Source organism: Streptomyces sp. YS415, from assembly GCF_023544665.1.
Lineage (GTDB): Bacteria > Actinomycetota > Actinomycetes > Streptomycetales > Streptomycetaceae > Streptomyces.
The window spans coordinates 19396-35739 of sequence record NZ_JAMJFL010000046.1 but is presented as its reverse complement, the minus strand read 5'-3'; the positions used below and the strand labels follow the sequence as shown (position 1 = coordinate 35739).

The following is a 16344-nucleotide window of genomic DNA, read 5'->3' as shown; positions in this document are numbered from 1 at the left end:
ACGGGGGGTCGACGGCCCAGGAGGCGGATGCCTGGGCGGCGACTTGCCGGGGATGTGCGCCGGGGGTGGGGGCGTGCGTGCCGGGCGCCTGGAACCGGGGGGTGGGGGCGTGTGCGCCGGGCGCCTGGGGGCCGGCATCCGCGCCCGGCCCCTCCCCGGGCGCCTCCCCCGCCGTTACGCCGGACGCCCGCCCCGTGGCCTCTCGCGCCGGGAAGCCCGTACCCCCCTGCACCGGGAAGCCCGTGCACCCTCGCGCCGGAGTGCCCATCCGCTCCCGCCCTACGGCCGCCGCACGGCCGCCCGTCGCCCTCCGGGCCAACTCGGCCATCCGCGAACGGAGTTCGGCGCACCGAGCCGTGGCCCGCGCGTGGTCGTCCTGTGCCCAGGCGAGGTCGAGGCGCAGCGCCTCCGCGTGGTCCTGCGTGGTGGCCGCGGCCAGCGAACGGCCCAGCTCCGCCTGCCGTTCCGCGGCGTACCGCTGCTCGCGGAGCATCACGTCGAGCCGGTCGCCGAGGGCGTCCCGGCCGCCGGGGCGCATGTCGTGGGCGAGGAGTGCGGCGGCGTGCCGCGTGCGCGCCCCGTCCGCCTCGGCGCGGGCGGCTTCGGGGCCGTACTCCGAGGCGAGGTCCTGGAGGAGCGCCTCCACCACGTCCCACGGCGGCACTTCGCGCCCGTCGAGGCAGGCGCGCATGCCGTCCGGATCGCGCTGCCAGAACACCCCGCACCAGCCGCCGCCCTGATCGAGGCGCGCCATGAGACCGTTCAGGTAGTTCGCGAACTCCCGCACCTGAGCCGGGAGTTGTTCCACAGCCATGCTGAACTCCCGCCAAGACCGGAACACTCCGGTCCGTAGGCAACACCAGTCGTGTTACGGGGAGGCTACGGGGAGTTTTCCGGCGGAACGCAGAGTGCGCCCGTCCTGCCGGAACGTGACGGCGAGAGCGTCAGGCCGCGACCGGTGCGCACAGCCCGGCCAGCTCGTCCATGGACAGCCCGAGCGCCCGCGCCAGCGCGGCCACCGTGAAGAACGCCGGGGTCGGCGCCCGTCCCGTCTCGATCTTGCGGAGGGTCTCGGCGGAGACGCCGGCGCTCGCGGCGACCTCCGCCATGCTGCGGCCACCGCGGGCCTCGCGGAGCAGCCGCCCGAGCCGCTCACCGCGCTCGCGCTCTTCGGGGGTCAAGGGGTTACGAACCATGACCCCATACTAATACCGGTATAGTAATTGGCATGGTGGAGCTGAAGACGGACACATCGATCGATGCCATGCACGAGGCCGGACAGGTCGTCGCCCGCGCCCTGACAGCCGTACAAGAAGCCGCTGACGTGGGTGTTTCCCTGCTGGAGCTGGACGAGGTGGCGCGCGCCGTCCTCCGTGAGGCGGGGGCGTCGTCCCCGTTCCTCGGCTACCGCCCCTCCTTCGCCCCGACCCCCTTCCCCGCGGTCATCTGCGCCTCGGTGAACGACGCGATCGTGCACGGCATCCCGACCGCCTACCGCCTGCGCGACGGCGACCTGGTCTCCATCGACTGCGGCGCCAAGCTCGGCGGCTGGGCCGGTGACTCGGCGATCAGCTTCACCGTGGGCCGGCCGCGCCCGGCGGACCTGCGCCTGATCGACACGGCCGAGCGCGCCCTGGCGGCCGGTATCGAGGCGGCGGTGGTGGGCAACCGCATCGGCGACATCGCCCACGCCGTCGGCACGGTCTGCCGCGCGGCCGGCTACGGCATCCCGGAGGGCTTCGGCGGCCACGGCATCGGCCGCCAGATGCACGAGGACCCCTCGGTCCCCAACGAGGGCCGCCCCCGCCGGGGCCTGCCCCTGCGGCACGGCATGGTGCTGGCGATCGAGCCGATGCTGATCGCGGGCGGCAAGGACGGCTACCACGAGGCCCCGGACGGCTGGACCCTGCGGACGAACGACGGATCGAGGGCGGCCCACACGGAACACACGGTGGCCATCACGGACAGCGGCCCCAGGGTCCTCACCGATCGAGGCGGATCCCAGGCCCCCCGTCCGTAGACGTCCTGCACATGCCCACCGCAGATATCCGTGCCAACCTGACATAAGCGCACCATGTCCGGGTTACCCGACTCCGGTACGTCGTCAACGAAGGTACGGAACCGATGACCAACGGCTTCAACGGACCGGAGGGCTACGGCGACCCCTTCGGCGAATTCCTGGCCCGATTCTTCGGCGGCCCCCGCCCCGGCCCCCGCCAGATCAACATAGGCCAGCTGCTCAGCCAGCCGGCCCGGGAACTCGTCCGCGGCGCCGCCCAGTACGCCGCCGAACACGGCAGCCGGGACCTGGACACCCAGCATCTGCTCCGCGCCGCGCTGTCCGCGGAGCCCACGCGCACACTGCTCAGCCGGGCCGGGGCCGACCCGGACTCCCTGGCCACGGAGATCGACGAGCGCTCCGGCCCGGTCCAGCACCCGCCCGGCGAGGTCCCGCCGCCGACGTCGCTGTCGCTCACCCCGGCCGCCAAGCGCGCCCTGCTGGACGCCCACGACCTGGCGCGGGCCCGGGGCGCCGGCTACATCGGCCCGGAGCACGTGCTCAGCGCCCTCGCCGCGAACCCCGACTCCGCCGCCGGGCACATCCTGAACTCGGCGCGCTTCAGCCCCGGCGGCGGCCTGCCGCCCGAGGCGCCGGACACCGCGCAGCGGCCCGAGCGGCCCCGGTCCGCGGACACGCCCACCCTGGACAAGTACGGCCGCGATCTGACCGAACTGGCCCGGCAGGGCCGGATCGACCCGGTGATCGGGCGCGACGAGGAGATCGAGCAGACCATCGAGGTGCTCTCCCGGCGCGGCAAGAACAACCCCGTGCTGATCGGCGACGCGGGTGTCGGCAAGACCGCCGTGGTGGAGGGGCTGGCGCAGCGGATCGCCGACGGGGACGTCCCGGACGTGCTCAGCGGGCGGCGCGTGATCGCGCTGGACCTGACGGGCGTCGTCGCGGGCACCCGTTACCGGGGCGACTTCGAGGAGCGCATGACCAACATCGTGGGCGAGATCCGCGCCCACTCCGACCGCCTGATCGTCTTCATCGACGAGCTGCACACCGTCGTCGGCGCCGGGGGCGGCGGCGAGGGCGGCTCGCTGGACGCGGGGAACATCCTCAAACCGGCTCTGGCCCGCGGGGAGTTGCACGTGGTGGGCGCCACCACGCTGGAGGAGTACCGGCGGATCGAGAAGGACGCGGCGCTCTCCCGGCGCTTCCAGCCGATCCTGGTGCCCGAGCCGACCGCGGCGGACGCCATCGAGATCCTGCGCGGCCTCCGGGACCGCTACGAGGCCCATCACCAGGTCCGCTACAGCGACGAGGCGCTGGTGGCCGCCGTGGAGCTGTCCGACCGCTATCTCCCCGACCGCCGGCTGCCGGACAAGGCCATCGACCTGATCGACCAGGCCGGCGCCCGGGTCCGGCTGCGGGCGCGCACCAAGGGCACGGACGTACGGGCCATGGAGCGCGAGATCGAGCAGCTGGCCCGGGACAAGGACCAGGCGGTCGCGGACGAGCAGTACGAGCAGGCCACGCAACTGCGCGACCGGATCGTGGAGTTGAAGCAGCACATCGCGGACGCCGACGGCAACGGCGCGGCCGACGAGGGGCAGAACCTGGAGGTGACCGCCGAGGCGGTCGCGGAGGTCGTGTCACGACTGACCGGCATCCCGGTGGCCAGCCTGACCGAGGAGGAGAAGGACCGCCTGCTGGGTCTGGAGCAGCATCTGCACGAGCGGGTGATCGGCCAGGACGAGGCGGTGCGCGTGGTCTCCGAGGCGGTGCTGCGCTCGCGGGCCGGGCTCGCCAGTCCGGACCGGCCGATCGGCAGCTTCCTCTTCCTCGGGCCGACCGGCGTCGGCAAGACCGAACTGGCCCGGGCGCTGGCGGAGGCGCTGTTCGGCAGCGAGGAGCGCATGGTCCGGCTGGACATGAGCGAGTACCAGGAGCGGCACACCGTCAGCCGTCTGGTGGGCGCCCCGCCCGGTTACGTCGGCCACGAGGAGGCGGGTCAGCTCACCGAGGTGGTGCGCAGGCACCCGTACTCCCTGCTGCTGCTCGACGAGGTGGAGAAGGCGCACCCGGACGTCTTCAACATCCTGCTGCAGGTGCTGGACGACGGGCGGCTGACCGACTCGCAGGGCCGCACGGTGGACTTCACCAACACCGTCATCGTCATGACCAGCAACCTCGGCTCGGAGGCGATCACCCGGCGGGGCGTCGGGGTCGGTTTCGGCGCGGGCGGGGAGGAGGCCGACGAGGAGGCGCGGCGGGAGCGGATCCTGCGGCCGCTGCGCGACCACTTCCGGCCCGAGTTCCTCAACCGGATCGACGAGATCGTGGTGTTCCGCCAGCTCGACCCGGACCAGTTGCGGCGGATCACCGATCTGCTGCTGGACCGGACGCGCAGGCTCATGCAGGCGCAGGACGTCGCGGTGGAGTTCACCGCGCCGGCCGTCGACTGGCTGGCCGCGCGCGGCTATCAGCCCGAGTACGGTGCCCGTCCGCTGCGCCGCACCATCCAGCGCGAGGTCGACAACCAGCTGTCGCGGCTGCTGCTGGACAACCGGGTCGCCGGGGGCGGCCGGGTGACGGTGGACGTCGAGAACGGACGCCTCGCCTTCCGCGCGGTGGCGCGGGACGCGGCGCCCGCCCCCGAGTTGTGACTACGGCGCCGGGTGCACGACCATCGCCGAGCCGCCGCCCCGGCGCACCTTCTCGGCGGCGGCGAGCCACTTGCCGCCCGGCAGCCGCTGGACACCGGTCGCCGCGCCGATCTCCGGATTGAGCCGGAATCCGTGCCCGATCGACTCCAGATCGGCCCGCAACGGGCTGTCGTACAGGCCGGGTTCGAGCTCGGTGGTCGTCTGGTTGCGCTGGCTGGCGCGCGGTGCGGCGATGGCGTCGACGAACGGCAGGCCCCGGTCGAGATGGCCGGTGAGGGTCTGGAGCACGGTGGTGATGATGGTGGCGCCGCCGGGTGAACCGAGGGCCACCACGGGCTTGTCGTGCTCGTCGAGGACGATGGTCGGGGACATGGAGGAGCGCGGGCGCTTGCCCGGTCCCGGCAGGTTGGGGTCGTGGACGGCCGGGTTGGCGGGGGTGAAGGAGAAGTCCGTCAGCTCGTTGTTGAGGAGGAAGCCCCGGCCGGGCACCGTGATGCCGCTGCCGCCGGTCTGCTCGATGGTGAGCGTGTACGACACGACGTTGCCCCACTTGTCGGCGACCGTGAGATGGGTGGTGCTGTCGCCCTCGTAGGTGGTGGGGGCCGCGGTGCCGCCCGCGCCGCAGGGCGCCGGATCGCGCGGGTCGCCCGGGGCGAGCGGGCTGGTCAGCACCGCGTCATCCTTGATCAGGCACTCCCGCGAGTCGGCGTACCGCTGGGAGAGCAGTTCCTTCGTCGGTACGTCCTCGAAGGCGGGGTCGCCGACCCAGCGTCCCCGGTCCGCGAAGGCGATCCGGGCGGCCTCGATGAAGCGGTGCAGGTACTGGGCCTCGCTCGCCTTCGACAGGTCCGTGCGCTCCAGGAGGTTGAGGGCCTCGGCGACGGTCGTGCCGCCGGAGGAGGAGGGCGCCATGGAGTAGACGTCCAGACCCCGGTAGGAACTCTTCGTGGGTGCCTGGGACTTGGTGCGGTAGGCGGCGAGGTCCTCGGCGGTGAGGTCGCCGGGGCGGGCGTTCCAGCCGGAGGCGGGGTCCACGGGCGGGTCGTTGACGGTGTCGACGATGTCCTCGGCGAGGTCGCCGCGGTAGAGCGCGCCGGTGCCCTTCCTCGCCAGCTCGGCGTAGGTGCGGGCGAGATCGGGGTTCTTGAAGGTGGATCCGACCACCGGCAGCTCGCCGCCCGGCAGGAACAGCTCGGCGGTGTCCGGGAAGTGGCGGAACCGGGTCTCGTTGGCCGCGGTCTGCGCGCGGAAGGTCGCGTCGACGGTGAAGCCGTCCCGGGCGAGCCGCTGGGCGGGCTTCAGCAGTGTGCCGAGGCTCTTGCTCCCCCACCTGTCCAGCGCCCGGCGCCAGGTGGCGGGCGTGCCGGGCGTACCGACGCTCAGTCCGCTGCTGACGGCTTCGGCGAAGGGGATCGCCGTGCCGTTCTCCAGGAACAGCCCGGCGTCCGCGCTCGACGGGGCGGTCTCGCGGCCGTCGATCGTGCGGACCGTACGGGACTTGGCGTCGTAGTAGACGAAGTAGCCGCCTCCGCCGATGCCCGCGGAGTAGGGCTCGGTGACGCCGAGCGCGGCGGCGGTGGCGACGGCCGCGTCGACGGCGTTGCCGCCCCTTCTCAGCACCTCGATCCCGGCGGCGGAGGCGTCCGCGTCCACGCTGGCGACGGCACCGCCGTAGCCGACGGCGACGGGCGCCTTCTCGACGGGCGTGCCGGAAGCGGCGGGCGGCGCCGCCCCCACCGACACGACGGCGGCCGAGACCGCGAGGACCGACAGTTTGTGTGCGACGGAAAGACGCATCCGCACCTCCAGTCAGGGACCGTCCGGGAAGCCTAATGGATCGACATGCCCCCGTCAGGAGCACCGGCTAGCATGCGCGCCCATGAATGACGACCTGCGCAACATCGTGCTGGGTGTGATCGCGGCCGGCCTGAGCGCCGCCCTCGGCTGGGCGGCCCGCACCTACTTGTACAAGCGCAAGCTGCGCCGCAAGCAGGCCTTCTTCGGGCTGCCCGACAACTCCGAGTCACTGCTCGTGGTGAACCGCGAGGCGGGCGGGCCCGAACTCACCGTGATGCGCCACGATGTGTTCGCGCTGCTCGAACTGGCCGCGCTGATCAAGGACTGCAACGCGCACGCCCAGGTCGTCGCGCACGACGCGGCCCAGCAGGGCTTCGGTGAGCGCACCGAGTTCTGTGTCGGCGGACCGGCCTCCAACCGCCGTATGACCGCCCATCTCGCGTCCCTGCTGCCCGGTGTACGGATCAACGTGGACGCCGAGCCGGGACCCGACCGGGGCGCCTTCCAGATCGGCAGCGAGCGCTACCGGCTGGATCCGGGCCGAGGCGAGTACGTCATCCTCGCCCGGCTCACCGCGGGCCAGGGCACGGGCTCCCGTCCGGTCTTCCTCTTCTGCGGGCAGCGGGCGATCACCAACCAGGCCGCGACCCGCTATCTCGCCCGCAACCACGAACGGCTGTCCCGCAAGCACGGGAACCACTCCTTCGTGCTGCTGCTGAAGGTCGTCAACTCGCAGGCGTACGGCCCGGACGTGGTGGAGCTGGTGGCGGACGTGACGCGGGAGGCCCAGGCGCCGTTGCCGGCACCGGCGGTCGCGCGCAACTCGCACCGCGCCTCCTGAGGTCGTTCACCCACCGGTTCACTCGGCAACAATCGTTACTGCCACGTAACTTACCGACGGGTTACCCACGGTAAGAGCCCGAGGTTACCGTCGGGTCACTTTGCACTGACACGAGTGAGGAGTGACCTGTGGGATCTCGCACGGCCCTGCGCACCACCGCCGTGGGCATCGTCTCCGCGACCCTGATCGCCGGCGTCGGCCCGGTCGCGTCCGCCGGCACGGGCGGGCTCCGCTTCGTCGACATCACCGGCGACGGCGGGACGACGCTCAAGGCGAACGTCATCACCCCGGCCGGCGCCGACGGCACGCGCCGCTACCCGCTGCTGGTGTTCCCCACGAGCTGGGGCATGCCCCAGGTCGAGTACCTCGCCCAGGCCCGCAGGCTCGCCGACTCGGGCTACGTCGTGGTCGGTTACAACGTCCGCGGCTTCTGGCAGTCCGGCGGCGAGATAGAAGTGGCGGGCCCGCCCGACGTGGCCGACGCCTCCCGGGTGATCGACTGGGCGCTCGCCCACACCCCCGCCGACGCGGAGCGGATCGGCATGGGCGGAGTGTCCTACGGGGCGGGCATCAGCCTGCTCACCGCCGCCCAGGACGAACGGGTCAGGGCGGTCGCGGCGCTCAGCGGCTGGGCGGACCTGATCGGCTCGATCTACTCCGGACGCACCCAGCACACCCAGGCCGCCGCACTGCTGGACGGCGCGAGCCTGGTCACCGGCCGGCAGAGCGCCGAGGTCAGGGAGATCTTCGAGGCCTTCCGGTCCTCCGACCTGAGCAAGGAGGACGCGATGCTCGCCTGGGGGAAGAAACGTTCAGCCACGACCTATCTCGACCGGCTCAACGACAACGCCCCGGCCGTGCTGCTCGCCAACGCCTGGGGTGACTCGGTCTTCCCGCCCAACCAGTACGCGGACTTCTACGAGAAGCTCACCGGCCCCAAGCGCCTGCAGTTCCGCCCCGGTGACCATGCCACCGCCGAACTGACCGGGCTGCTCGGCCTGCCCAACGACGTATGGACCGACACCGAGCGCTGGTTCGACCGCCACCTCAAGGGCGAGGACAACGGCATCGACCGTGAGCAGCCGGTCCGGCTGAAGTCCCGTTCCACCGGCGGCTACGAGGGTTACCCGGACTGGAAGTCGGTCGGCGCGACGAACCGGAAGATCGCCCTCGCGGGCTCCACCACGATCCGCGCCAACGTCAACTCCGGTGCGGACGGCGGGCTCGTCCTGCTCTCCGGTCTGCTCGACCAGATCGCCAAGGTGCCCCCGATGGCGTCCATTCCGCTGCTCCCCCGCCGCTGGGCGGCCGTGTGGGAGTCGGGGACGTACAGAACGGCCCAGCAGGTGCGCGGCACCGCCCGGCTGCACACCACCCTCACCCCGACCGCGGGGAGCGGCACCCTCATCGCCTACCTCTACGACGTGGGCCCGCTCGGCCTGGGCAAGCTGGTCAGCAGCGCGCCGTACACCTTCCACGGGCGTACGCCCCACCAGCCGTTCGGCGTCGACCTGGAGCTGTTCTCCACGGCCTACGACGTCCCGGCGGGGCACCGGCTGGCCCTGGTCGTCGACACGGTCGACCCGCTCTACGCCGAGCACAACCCGACCGGCGCGCAGCTGACCTTCTCCTCGCCGGCGAACGACCCGTCGTACGTGTCGGTCCCGTTGCGCGAGCAGTGATCTCCGGCTGCCGCCGGGCGGGTATGGCTCTGTGACTGCCGCCCTCTGCGGTCGAGGGGCCGTGGGGGTTCCCACCCGGCGGCAGCGCCCCGGCCGCGGTGACGGTTACGGGGACGAACCGCCCATCGTAGTGGAGGCTCGGCGCGCGACAGGTGCCGGGCGGTGGGCGGGGCTTGAGCATCCGTCGTCCGGGGCCCTCGGGGGCACACGTGTGGTACGCGGCATGGGTCGCACTCCCCGCTCAGTGCTTGAGGATCTTGGACAGGAAGTCCCGGGCGCGCTCACTCTCCGGGGCGGTGAAGAAGTCCTCGGGCGCGCGGTCCTCGACGATGCGTCCGTCGGACATGAAGACGACACGGTGGGCGGCGGACCGGGCGAAGCCCATCTCGTGGGTGACGACGACCATGGTCATGCCCTCGCGGGCGAGTTGGCGCATGACTTCGAGGACCTCGTTGATCATCTCGGGGTCGAGCGCCGAGGTCGGCTCGTCGAACAGCAGCGCCTTGGGCTCCATGGCGAGGGCGCGGGCGATGGCCACGCGCTGCTGCTGGCCGCCGGAGAGCTGCGCGGGAAACTTGTCGGCCTGGTCGGCCAGGCCCACCCGGTCGAGGAGTTCCCGGGAACGCCGGTCGGCCTGCTCCTTCTTGCGGCCGCGGACCTTGACCTGGGCCGGCGGGATGTTCTGCAGGACGGTGCCGGAGTGGATCGTCTCCAGTCTGTTGATCGCCCTGCACAGGGTTGACTTCCCCGACCCCGAGGGGCCGATGACCACGACCACCTCCCCCTTGCCGACGGTGAGGTCGACGTCCTGGAGGACGTGCAGCTCTCCGTAGTACTTGTTGACGTCACGCAGTTCGATCAACGGATCGAGGACCATGCCCAGCCCTACTCACTTCCAGCTGTGTCGTGGTTGCCGCAACCTACCCAGACCATACGGGAGTTAGAGGACGACACGCACTTTTCGGGCATTAGCCGTATTTAAGCCCCAGCTCAGGCCAGGGATTCACGCCTCCGCCACCTCCGCGTAGAGCTGCGAGAGCTCGGGGGCGCCGCTGGAGGCCCACTCGTGCCCGGAGGCGACGACATCGAACTCGCGCCCGGAGGAGAGCCGTACGACGGGCTGGCCGTTGGGCCAGATCTCCCACTGGGCGCCCGGGACCGTCCGCACGATGACCGTGCCCAGATAGAGGCCCGCGTCATTGCCCAGCCAGGGCAGCACTTCCTCGTCGTCCCGCCAGCCCGGGAGCAGCTGGTCGAGGGCCTCCAGCGAGGCCGCGGAGTCGTCGAGCCGGACCCCTTCCCGGGCCGCCTGGGAGCGCAGCAGGTCGCACTCGGCGAGCAGGTCGACGATGCCCTCGTGCGTGTCGTCGCCGTCGGAGAACACCGCGACGCCGAAGGCGGGGCCGCGCCGCCTGCGCCAGCCGCCCAGGAAAGGGATGTTCATACGCTCAGCCTCGCACCGACCATGCCACCGGCACCACCGGCGCGCGGAAACCAGCCACCCGGAAACCTCTTGCCAAAGGTTATTCATGCTCCGTAGAGTTCATCAGGTCATGAGTTCAACGCATGTTGACTTTGGCGTTCCGGGAGGCGGGGACCCGTGCGGAAGATCCCATTCCAGGTGAACGAGGGCGGCCTGGTCGCCCTGCTGCCCAACGGTCATGTGGAGTTTCTCGCCGATTCGGCGCGACCCCTGATCCAGCGTCACAACGCCGGACGGCCGGTCACCGCCGAGGAGTTGATGACCCACACGCTCAGCGATCCGCTGGTGACCCTGGACCGGTTCCATCTCTCCGCCCCGGCCATCGCGTTCGTCGAGACCACGAACCTGTGCAACCTGCGCTGCAAGCACTGCTACGCCGACTCCGCGCTCAAGCGCCCCGACGAGATGTCCACCCCGCGCATCAAGGCCCTGCTCGACGAGTTCGCCGAACTGGGCGTGCTGCAGGTGTTCCTGACGGGCGGTGAGATCTTCTCCCACCGGGACGCCGTCGAGATCATCCGGTACGCCCGCACCAAGCCGTTCAGCACCCAGATCTTCACCAACGGGCTGCTCATCACCGAGGAACGGCTCGCGGCGATCCCGCCGGGCCAGTCGTTCTTCATCAGCTTCGACACCGCCGACCCCGAGCGCACCGTGCGCGGGCGGATGGACTTCCCCAAGCTCCAGAACGCCTTCGAGATGATGCGCCGGCACGGCCATGTGTTCCGTACCGCGATCTCCGTCCACCGCAACAACATCCAGGACGCCGAGGAGATCTTCGAGTGGTGCGCGGAGCGGGGCTACCCCCGGCCGCAGTGGCTGGAGACCCACCCCGTGGGCCGCGCCCTGCTCCACCCGGACATGCTGCTGCGCCCGGAGGACGTCGACGAGGTCTTCGAGGTCTACCGGCGGTGCATGGAGCGGTACTCCACCGGGCCCGACATCGAGCCCGAGGGCACGTCCGGCACGGCACCCGGCGGGCGCGCGGCGGACGAGATCCGCGGTGTGGACACCATCCAGTTCTGCCAGCGCCTGGAACGCGCCGTCGGCCAGGAGAAGTGCGGCCGCTCGGTCGTCTACGTCAACAGCCGCGGCGACGTCTACCCGTGCAGCAACTGCATGTCGGGGCAGCTGCACCGGGCCGGGAACCTCGCCGAGCGGTCCTTCGCGGACATCTGGGAGACCGGCTTCGACGCCTTCCGTGACATCCGGTTCAGCGACCACACCGTGTGCGGGAGCTGCCCGGTGGCCGCGGAGGACCTCTGGTGCCAGTTCCGGTGCCCGCCGCTGGCCCGCAACCTCACCGGCGACGCCAAGGGGTGCGGTGCCACCGAATACCTCCAGGAGTTCATGCTGCGCGCCGGCCGCTACTGGCGGGAACGCAAGCGACGCGACGTACGCCTGACTCTCACCCCGCGTTAGCCGCGGCCGCACCGGCCGCGTGCCGATCGCGCCCGGCGACCTCGCCGGGCCCACCGACCCCGCTCCCGATGTCGTGAGCGGGCCCCGTCCGCGGGCGGCGCGACCGCTGCCGCCCCTCATCGAAGGGAACACGGACATGCCCGAAGAGAAGAAGGTCATCCGCATCCACCTCGAGCCCGGCCAGGAGGGCGTGACACTCAGCGCCGTCGGCGCCGCGTCGGCCACCGCGCCCAACGAGACGCTCCTGGTGGAGGCCACCAACATCACCGAGGCCACGGTCATCGAGGTCGAGGTCTGACCCACTGCCGTGGCGAGACGGACCGGAGCGCAGCAGGACCCCCCGGGCTCGTAGAGGGACGGGCTCGCGGAAGAGCGCTCGAGGGACCCCTGGAACCGTCGAGGGACCGGAACCGGGGACGAGCGCTGCACGGCCTTCCCGGCCCGTGAGGGACGGGCCGGGAAGGGCCGCGCGAACGTCAGGCGCGGCGTGACCGACGAGCGGGGCCCAGGCCCTGTGGGCCCAGCCCGGACAGGAGACGAGGTCGCGATGAGCAAGACGGTTGCTTCAGCCGGCACCACCGCCGTGCGCCCCGGCACAGGACTCGCGCGGCTGCTCCAGGAGAACCCGGCCCTCAGGATCGGCCAGGACGACTACAACATCAACGTGACGGCCAACTACGGCGACCGGCTCGACCCCGACGAGGTCGCCGGCGCCCTGCGCGCCCACCCGGGCGCAGGCCGGCCCGCGCATCTGTACTTCCACGTGCCGCTGTGCGCGTACATCTGCCACTTCTGCAACTACGTCAAGCGCAAGATGCCCGGCGGTGCGGAGGGCGAACGCGCCTCCCAGCTGTGGACCGACCTGCTCATCGAGGAGTCCACCCGGCGGCTCGCGCACGCGCCCTGGCTCTCCGGGGCCCGGATCGAGTCGGTCTACCTGGGCGGCGGCACGGCGTCCCTGCTGGGCACCGAGCAACTGGCCCGGCTGGCGGGGCACATGCGGGACAACTACGCGCTGACCGACGACTGCGAGATCTCGCTCGAGGGCAACCCCGACAACTTCCTGCACGACGAGCTGGCCGAGGCCTGTGCCATCGGCTTCAACCGGTTCAGCGTGGGCGTGCAGTCGTTGCAGAGCGAGGTCAACGCCTTCGCCGGGCGCGGCCACGACGCGCAGATGTCGCTGCGCGCGATCGAGAAACTCCGGGCCACCGGAAGGCCGTTCAACGTCGACATGATGTTCGGGCTGCCCCATCAGACGCCCGGGAAGGTCGCGCACGACATCCGCACACTGATCGATCTCAAGGCGCCGACCATCACCATCTACCGGCTGCGCAACGCGGACCGGGCGAAGATGGGCATCGGCAACCGGGCGCTGTGGAACGTGGAGAGCGTCCGCGACCGGCTGCGCGCGGAGCACCTGTTCCCCGGTCTCGACGAGACGTACGAGATGCGCGAGGCCATCGTGGAGCTGCTGCTCGACGGCGGCTACCACCCGAGCCCCTGCGGCTGGTGGAACCGGCCCGGCATCTACCCGGACGGCAACATCCCGCGGGTCTCGCGCAACAAGTGGCAGCGCCACGACTCGATGATCGCCTACGGTCCCGGCGCCTACGGCTGGCTCACCGGCGACGACGACACGGTCGTGCAGACCCACAACATCGCGGACATCAGCGGCTACGCCCGCCACCTGCAGGACGGCCCCGGCCTGCCCCTGGCGTTCGGGCGCAGGCTCGCCGGGGCGGAGGCGATCGGGATGGTCCTCGGATTCGCGTTCAAAGCGAACCAGCCCATCGACGCGGCGCGCTTCCGGCGCCGGTTCGGCATCGAGCTGTTCCACGACGAGCCGTTCGCCGGGGTGTTCACCGAGCTCCTGGAGCGCGGGCTCGTGGAGCCGGTGCCGGGGGCCGGGGAGAGCGTCGTGCCCACGCTGGACGGCGAGGCCCTGCACGAGGAGATCATCAGTGTCTACTTCCACCAGCGCATCGGCTCCTTCGCCGAAGCAGTCTGCCGGAGGTGAGACCGTGCGCGTCCACCGCCACCACCAGTGGCGCCGCGATCCGGACGGAACGGCCTACCGCGCGCGGCGGTCGTTCCCGGCCGGGCCGCCGAACGCCACGGTGCTGCTCGCCGGCCCCGGCAGCGTCTCGCTCCTCGACGGCGAGGGACGCGACGACGCGTTGCTGGAAAGCCTGACGGCTCGTCTGGTGGCGTCGGGTGCCCAGGTGTTGCAGTGCGACATGCCCGCCCGCGCCCGCCACACCCCCGCCTCGGCGGCCGACGAGCGCATCCGCGCCGAGCGCCTGGAGCGACTGCTGGACGGCAACCGGCACCTGATGACCGGCTCGCTGTCCCTGGTGGGCTTCTCGCTCGGCGGCCAGGCGCTGCTCAGGCTGCTGGAGTCCGGCTCCCCGCCGCGCGCCGACCGGGTCGTCCTGATCGGCACGGTCGTGGAGACGGACACCTTCCTGACCTCCCGCGTCCCCCTGATCGAGCTGGTCTACGGCGGTTTCGACCTGGTCGGCTATCTCGCCGACGAGTCGGACGACGCGCTGCCGCCCGTGGTGTTCGAGCCGGCCATGTACGCCGACTGGTCCGCCCGGCATCTGATCGGCACCCACTCCCCCGCGGTCCGGGTCCATGTACTCGACGGACTCGGTCACACCCTGAACCCGTGCGGTCCGGGACCGGCCCGGGACCCGCTGCCGGCGCTCGCCACCTTGGTGGGCGTCACCTCATGACGTCACGTCAGCTCACAGCTCGACAGGAGAGGGAACGACATGCCCGCCAGTGAGACGGTCTCCAGCCGGCGATTCGACAAGATCGCCGACAACTTCGCCACCAGCGAGGTGCACCGGTCGAGCCCCACGATGGAGGCGCTGCACGAGACACTCGGGCCGCAGACGGGCAGCGCGATCTGCGACGTGGCCTGCGGCGCGGGCCATCTCGCCCTGTCCTTCGCCGACGAGTACCCGGCCCGGCTCGTCGGCGTCGACCCGGCGCCGTCGATGCTGGAGTCGTTCCGCAAGCTGGCCGCCGAGCGGCAGGTGACGGTGGAGACGGCGCAGGCCGCCGCCGAGGAACTGCCTTTCCCGGACGCCTCGTTCGACCTGGTGGTGTCCCGGCTCGCCCCGCACCATTTCCAGGACATGCCGAAGGCGGTCGGGGAGATGACCCGGCTGCTGCGGCCGGGCGGGCGGCTGGCGGTGATCGATCTGGAGGGCCACGAGGACCCCGTGATCGACGCGCTCAACCACGAGCTGGAGATCCTGCACGACCCCACCCACCAGCGCAGCTACACCCTCGACGAATGGGTCGGCTTCCTCCAGGGCGCGGGGCTCAACGTGCCGGTCGCCCGCGGCCGTCAGGCGGAGAGCCGCACCGGGGTGCCGGTGAAGCGCTGGTGCGAGATCGCCTCCTCCGGTGCCGAGGCCGAGGCCGCGATCCGCAAGCGGCTCGCCGACGCCCCGGCGGAGCACCGGGAGGCGCTCGGCATCCGGCAGGACGGCGAGGAGTTCTTCATCCCGGTGCGCACCTGCATGGTGATCGGGGTCAAGCCGCTGGGCGGGGGGCGCTGACATGCCGATCATCAGGCTGTTCTCTCCCGACGCGAGCCCTGGCCCCACGGCCCTGGAACACCTGTCGCAGGCCGTGACGGAGTTGCTGGGGCTGCCCGCCGGGCACTGCTGGGTGTGGTGGCAGCGTCTGGAGCCCGGCACCTATCACCGGCCCGAGTGGCGCGCCCCGGACACTGCCCCCGCCCCGGTCGGGTTCGTGGTGTGCAAGGAGAGCTACTCCAAGGACCAGGTGGGCGCGCTGCTCCGGCTGATCCAGCAGCGGCTCGCCGAGCTGCTGAACGTCCCGGCCGACCAGATCTTCCTGACCGTCCAGCGGGCCGCCACGGGTGAGTTGCTGGTCCGGGACGAGGTGTGGTTCGCGCATCTGGAGGAGCCGCGGCCGGACGCCGTCACCGACCTGGTGCCGGTCGGACGCGTCCACAGCGACCGCAGGGACCTCTCCGACGACTACTGGGGCGATGTCACCTCGGTGATCCGGCTGGACGGGCAGCGGTTCGGCCCCGAGGCGCTGCTCGGCCTGGACGCCTTCTCCCATGTGGAGGTGGTCTTCCACTTCCACCGGGTGGCGCCGGAGAAGGTGCACACCGGGGCCCGGCATCCGCGCGGCAACCCCGAGTGGCCGCGGGCCGGGATCTTCGCCCAGCGGGCGAAGAACCGCCCCAACCGCATCGGGGTCTCGCGCTGCCGGCTGCTGAAGGTCGACGGGCTGGACGTCCATGTGCGCGGCCTCGACGCCGTGGACGGCACGCCCGTGCTCGACATCAAGCCGTACCTGACCCAGTTCGGGCCGCGCGAGGACGTCGTACAGCCCGCGTGGGTCGACGACCTGATGCGCGACTACTACTAGAACGTCCCCGATCGGAGCCG

General features: G+C 71.6%; 14 protein-coding genes and 1 pseudogene. 10 read left to right on the top strand and 5 right to left on the bottom strand.

The annotated features are described in order from the left end of the window. Positions 1-814: pseudogene (locus M8H82_RS34030) on the bottom strand (hypothetical protein); the annotation flags it as partial. Between the two features lie 130 nt (positions 815-944). Continuing rightward, positions 945-1196 carry a helix-turn-helix domain-containing protein gene (locus M8H82_RS34025; RefSeq protein WP_250079176.1) on the bottom strand — a complete coding sequence of 84 codons (252 nt, stop codon included), beginning with the start codon at positions 1194-1196 and terminating at the stop codon, positions 945-947. Between the two features lie 32 nt (positions 1197-1228). On the opposite strand from M8H82_RS34025, the gene map reads away from it, so the two are divergent. Together map and M8H82_RS34015 are read left to right on the top strand one after the other, a co-directional pair. Then, on the top strand, positions 1229-2020 hold the full coding sequence (gene map, locus M8H82_RS34020) for a type I methionyl aminopeptidase (RefSeq protein ID WP_250079175.1): 792 nt from the start codon (positions 1229-1231) through the stop codon (positions 2018-2020). A gap of 104 nt (positions 2021-2124) precedes the next feature. After that, complete coding sequence (locus M8H82_RS34015; protein ID WP_250079173.1) at positions 2125-4674, top strand: ATP-dependent Clp protease ATP-binding subunit; 2550 nt, start codon at positions 2125-2127, stop codon at positions 4672-4674. Here M8H82_RS34015 and ggt read toward each other — a convergent pair whose 3' ends face one another. Beyond that, positions 4675-6471, bottom strand: a complete 1797-nt coding sequence (gene ggt / locus M8H82_RS34010) for a gamma-glutamyltransferase (RefSeq protein ID WP_250079172.1) — start codon at positions 6469-6471, stop codon at positions 4675-4677. 82 nt (positions 6472-6553) lie between these two features. On the opposite strand from ggt, the gene M8H82_RS34005 reads away from it, so the two are divergent. Further along, entirely contained in the window at positions 6554-7312 is a 759-nt protein-coding gene (locus M8H82_RS34005) for a hypothetical protein (protein ID WP_250079170.1), read from the top strand. A gap of 128 nt (positions 7313-7440) precedes the next feature. After that, a complete protein-coding gene (locus tag M8H82_RS34000) occupies positions 7441-8994 on the top strand; it encodes a CocE/NonD family hydrolase (RefSeq protein WP_250079168.1) in 1554 nt (517 codons plus the stop codon). A gap of 241 nt (positions 8995-9235) precedes the next feature. Here the strand turns inward: M8H82_RS34000 and M8H82_RS33995 are convergent, their stop codons facing one another. Continuing rightward, the gene (locus M8H82_RS33995; RefSeq protein WP_250079166.1) at positions 9236-9871 is read right to left on the bottom strand and encodes an amino acid ABC transporter ATP-binding protein; all 636 of its coding nucleotides are present in this window, start codon (positions 9869-9871) and stop codon (positions 9236-9238) included. 126 nt (positions 9872-9997) lie between these two features. After that, on the bottom strand, positions 9998-10438 hold the full coding sequence (locus M8H82_RS33990; protein WP_250079164.1) for a DUF6278 family protein: 441 nt from the start codon (positions 10436-10438) through the stop codon (positions 9998-10000). A gap of 156 nt (positions 10439-10594) precedes the next feature. Between M8H82_RS33990 and M8H82_RS33985 the strand changes: the two genes are divergently transcribed. The 6 genes from M8H82_RS33985 (at position 10595) to M8H82_RS33960 (ending at position 16324) form a co-directional block, all read left to right on the top strand. Next, the gene (locus M8H82_RS33985; protein ID WP_250079162.1) at positions 10595-11899 is read left to right on the top strand and encodes a radical SAM/SPASM domain-containing protein; all 1305 of its coding nucleotides are present in this window, start codon (positions 10595-10597) and stop codon (positions 11897-11899) included. A 136-nt stretch (positions 11900-12035) separates the two neighbouring features. Continuing rightward, a complete protein-coding gene (locus tag M8H82_RS33980) occupies positions 12036-12197 on the top strand; it encodes a hypothetical protein (protein ID WP_250079159.1) in 162 nt (53 codons plus the stop codon). A gap of 249 nt (positions 12198-12446) precedes the next feature. After that, complete coding sequence (locus M8H82_RS33975) at positions 12447-13919, top strand: coproporphyrinogen-III oxidase family protein (RefSeq protein WP_250079157.1); 1473 nt, start codon at positions 12447-12449, stop codon at positions 13917-13919. A 4-nt stretch (positions 13920-13923) separates the two neighbouring features. Next, positions 13924-14640, top strand: coding sequence for a hypothetical protein (locus M8H82_RS33970; protein ID WP_250079155.1), 717 nt, complete (start codon positions 13924-13926; stop codon positions 14638-14640). A gap of 39 nt (positions 14641-14679) precedes the next feature. After that, positions 14680-15477, top strand: coding sequence for a class I SAM-dependent methyltransferase (locus tag M8H82_RS33965; RefSeq protein WP_250079153.1), 798 nt, complete (start codon positions 14680-14682; stop codon positions 15475-15477). A gap of 400 nt (positions 15478-15877) precedes the next feature. Next, positions 15878-16324 carry an SAM-dependent methyltransferase gene (locus tag M8H82_RS33960; protein ID WP_250079180.1) on the top strand — a complete coding sequence of 149 codons (447 nt, stop codon included), beginning with the start codon at positions 15878-15880 and terminating at the stop codon, positions 16322-16324. Positions 16325-16344: the final 20 nt, after the last annotated feature.

What these genes read in the sequence shown, in the direction of transcription:
- M8H82_RS33975 (WP_250079157.1), top strand. Translation starts at nt 12,447, where the DNA reads ATGAGCAAGACGGTTGCTTCAGCCGGCACCACCGCCGTGCGCCCCGGC.
- M8H82_RS33965 (WP_250079153.1), top strand. Translation starts at nt 14,680, where the DNA reads ATGCCCGCCAGTGAGACGGTCTCCAGCCGGCGATTCGACAAGATCGCC.
- M8H82_RS34005 (WP_250079170.1), top strand. Translation starts at nt 6,554, where the DNA reads ATGAATGACGACCTGCGCAACATCGTGCTGGGTGTGATCGCGGCCGGC.
- M8H82_RS34015 (WP_250079173.1), top strand. Translation starts at nt 2,125, where the DNA reads ATGACCAACGGCTTCAACGGACCGGAGGGCTACGGCGACCCCTTCGGC.
- M8H82_RS33995 (WP_250079166.1), bottom strand. Translation starts at nt 9,871, where the DNA reads ATGGTCCTCGATCCGTTGATCGAACTGCGTGACGTCAACAAGTACTAC.
- M8H82_RS33990 (WP_250079164.1), bottom strand. Translation starts at nt 10,438, where the DNA reads ATGAACATCCCTTTCCTGGGCGGCTGGCGCAGGCGGCGCGGCCCCGCC.
- ggt (WP_250079172.1), bottom strand. Translation starts at nt 6,471, where the DNA reads ATGCGTCTTTCCGTCGCACACAAACTGTCGGTCCTCGCGGTCTCGGCC.
- M8H82_RS34025 (WP_250079176.1), bottom strand. Translation starts at nt 1,196, where the DNA reads ATGGTTCGTAACCCCTTGACCCCCGAAGAGCGCGAGCGCGGTGAGCGG.
- M8H82_RS33980 (WP_250079159.1), top strand. Translation starts at nt 12,036, where the DNA reads ATGCCCGAAGAGAAGAAGGTCATCCGCATCCACCTCGAGCCCGGCCAG.
- map (WP_250079175.1), top strand. Translation starts at nt 1,229, where the DNA reads ATGGTGGAGCTGAAGACGGACACATCGATCGATGCCATGCACGAGGCC.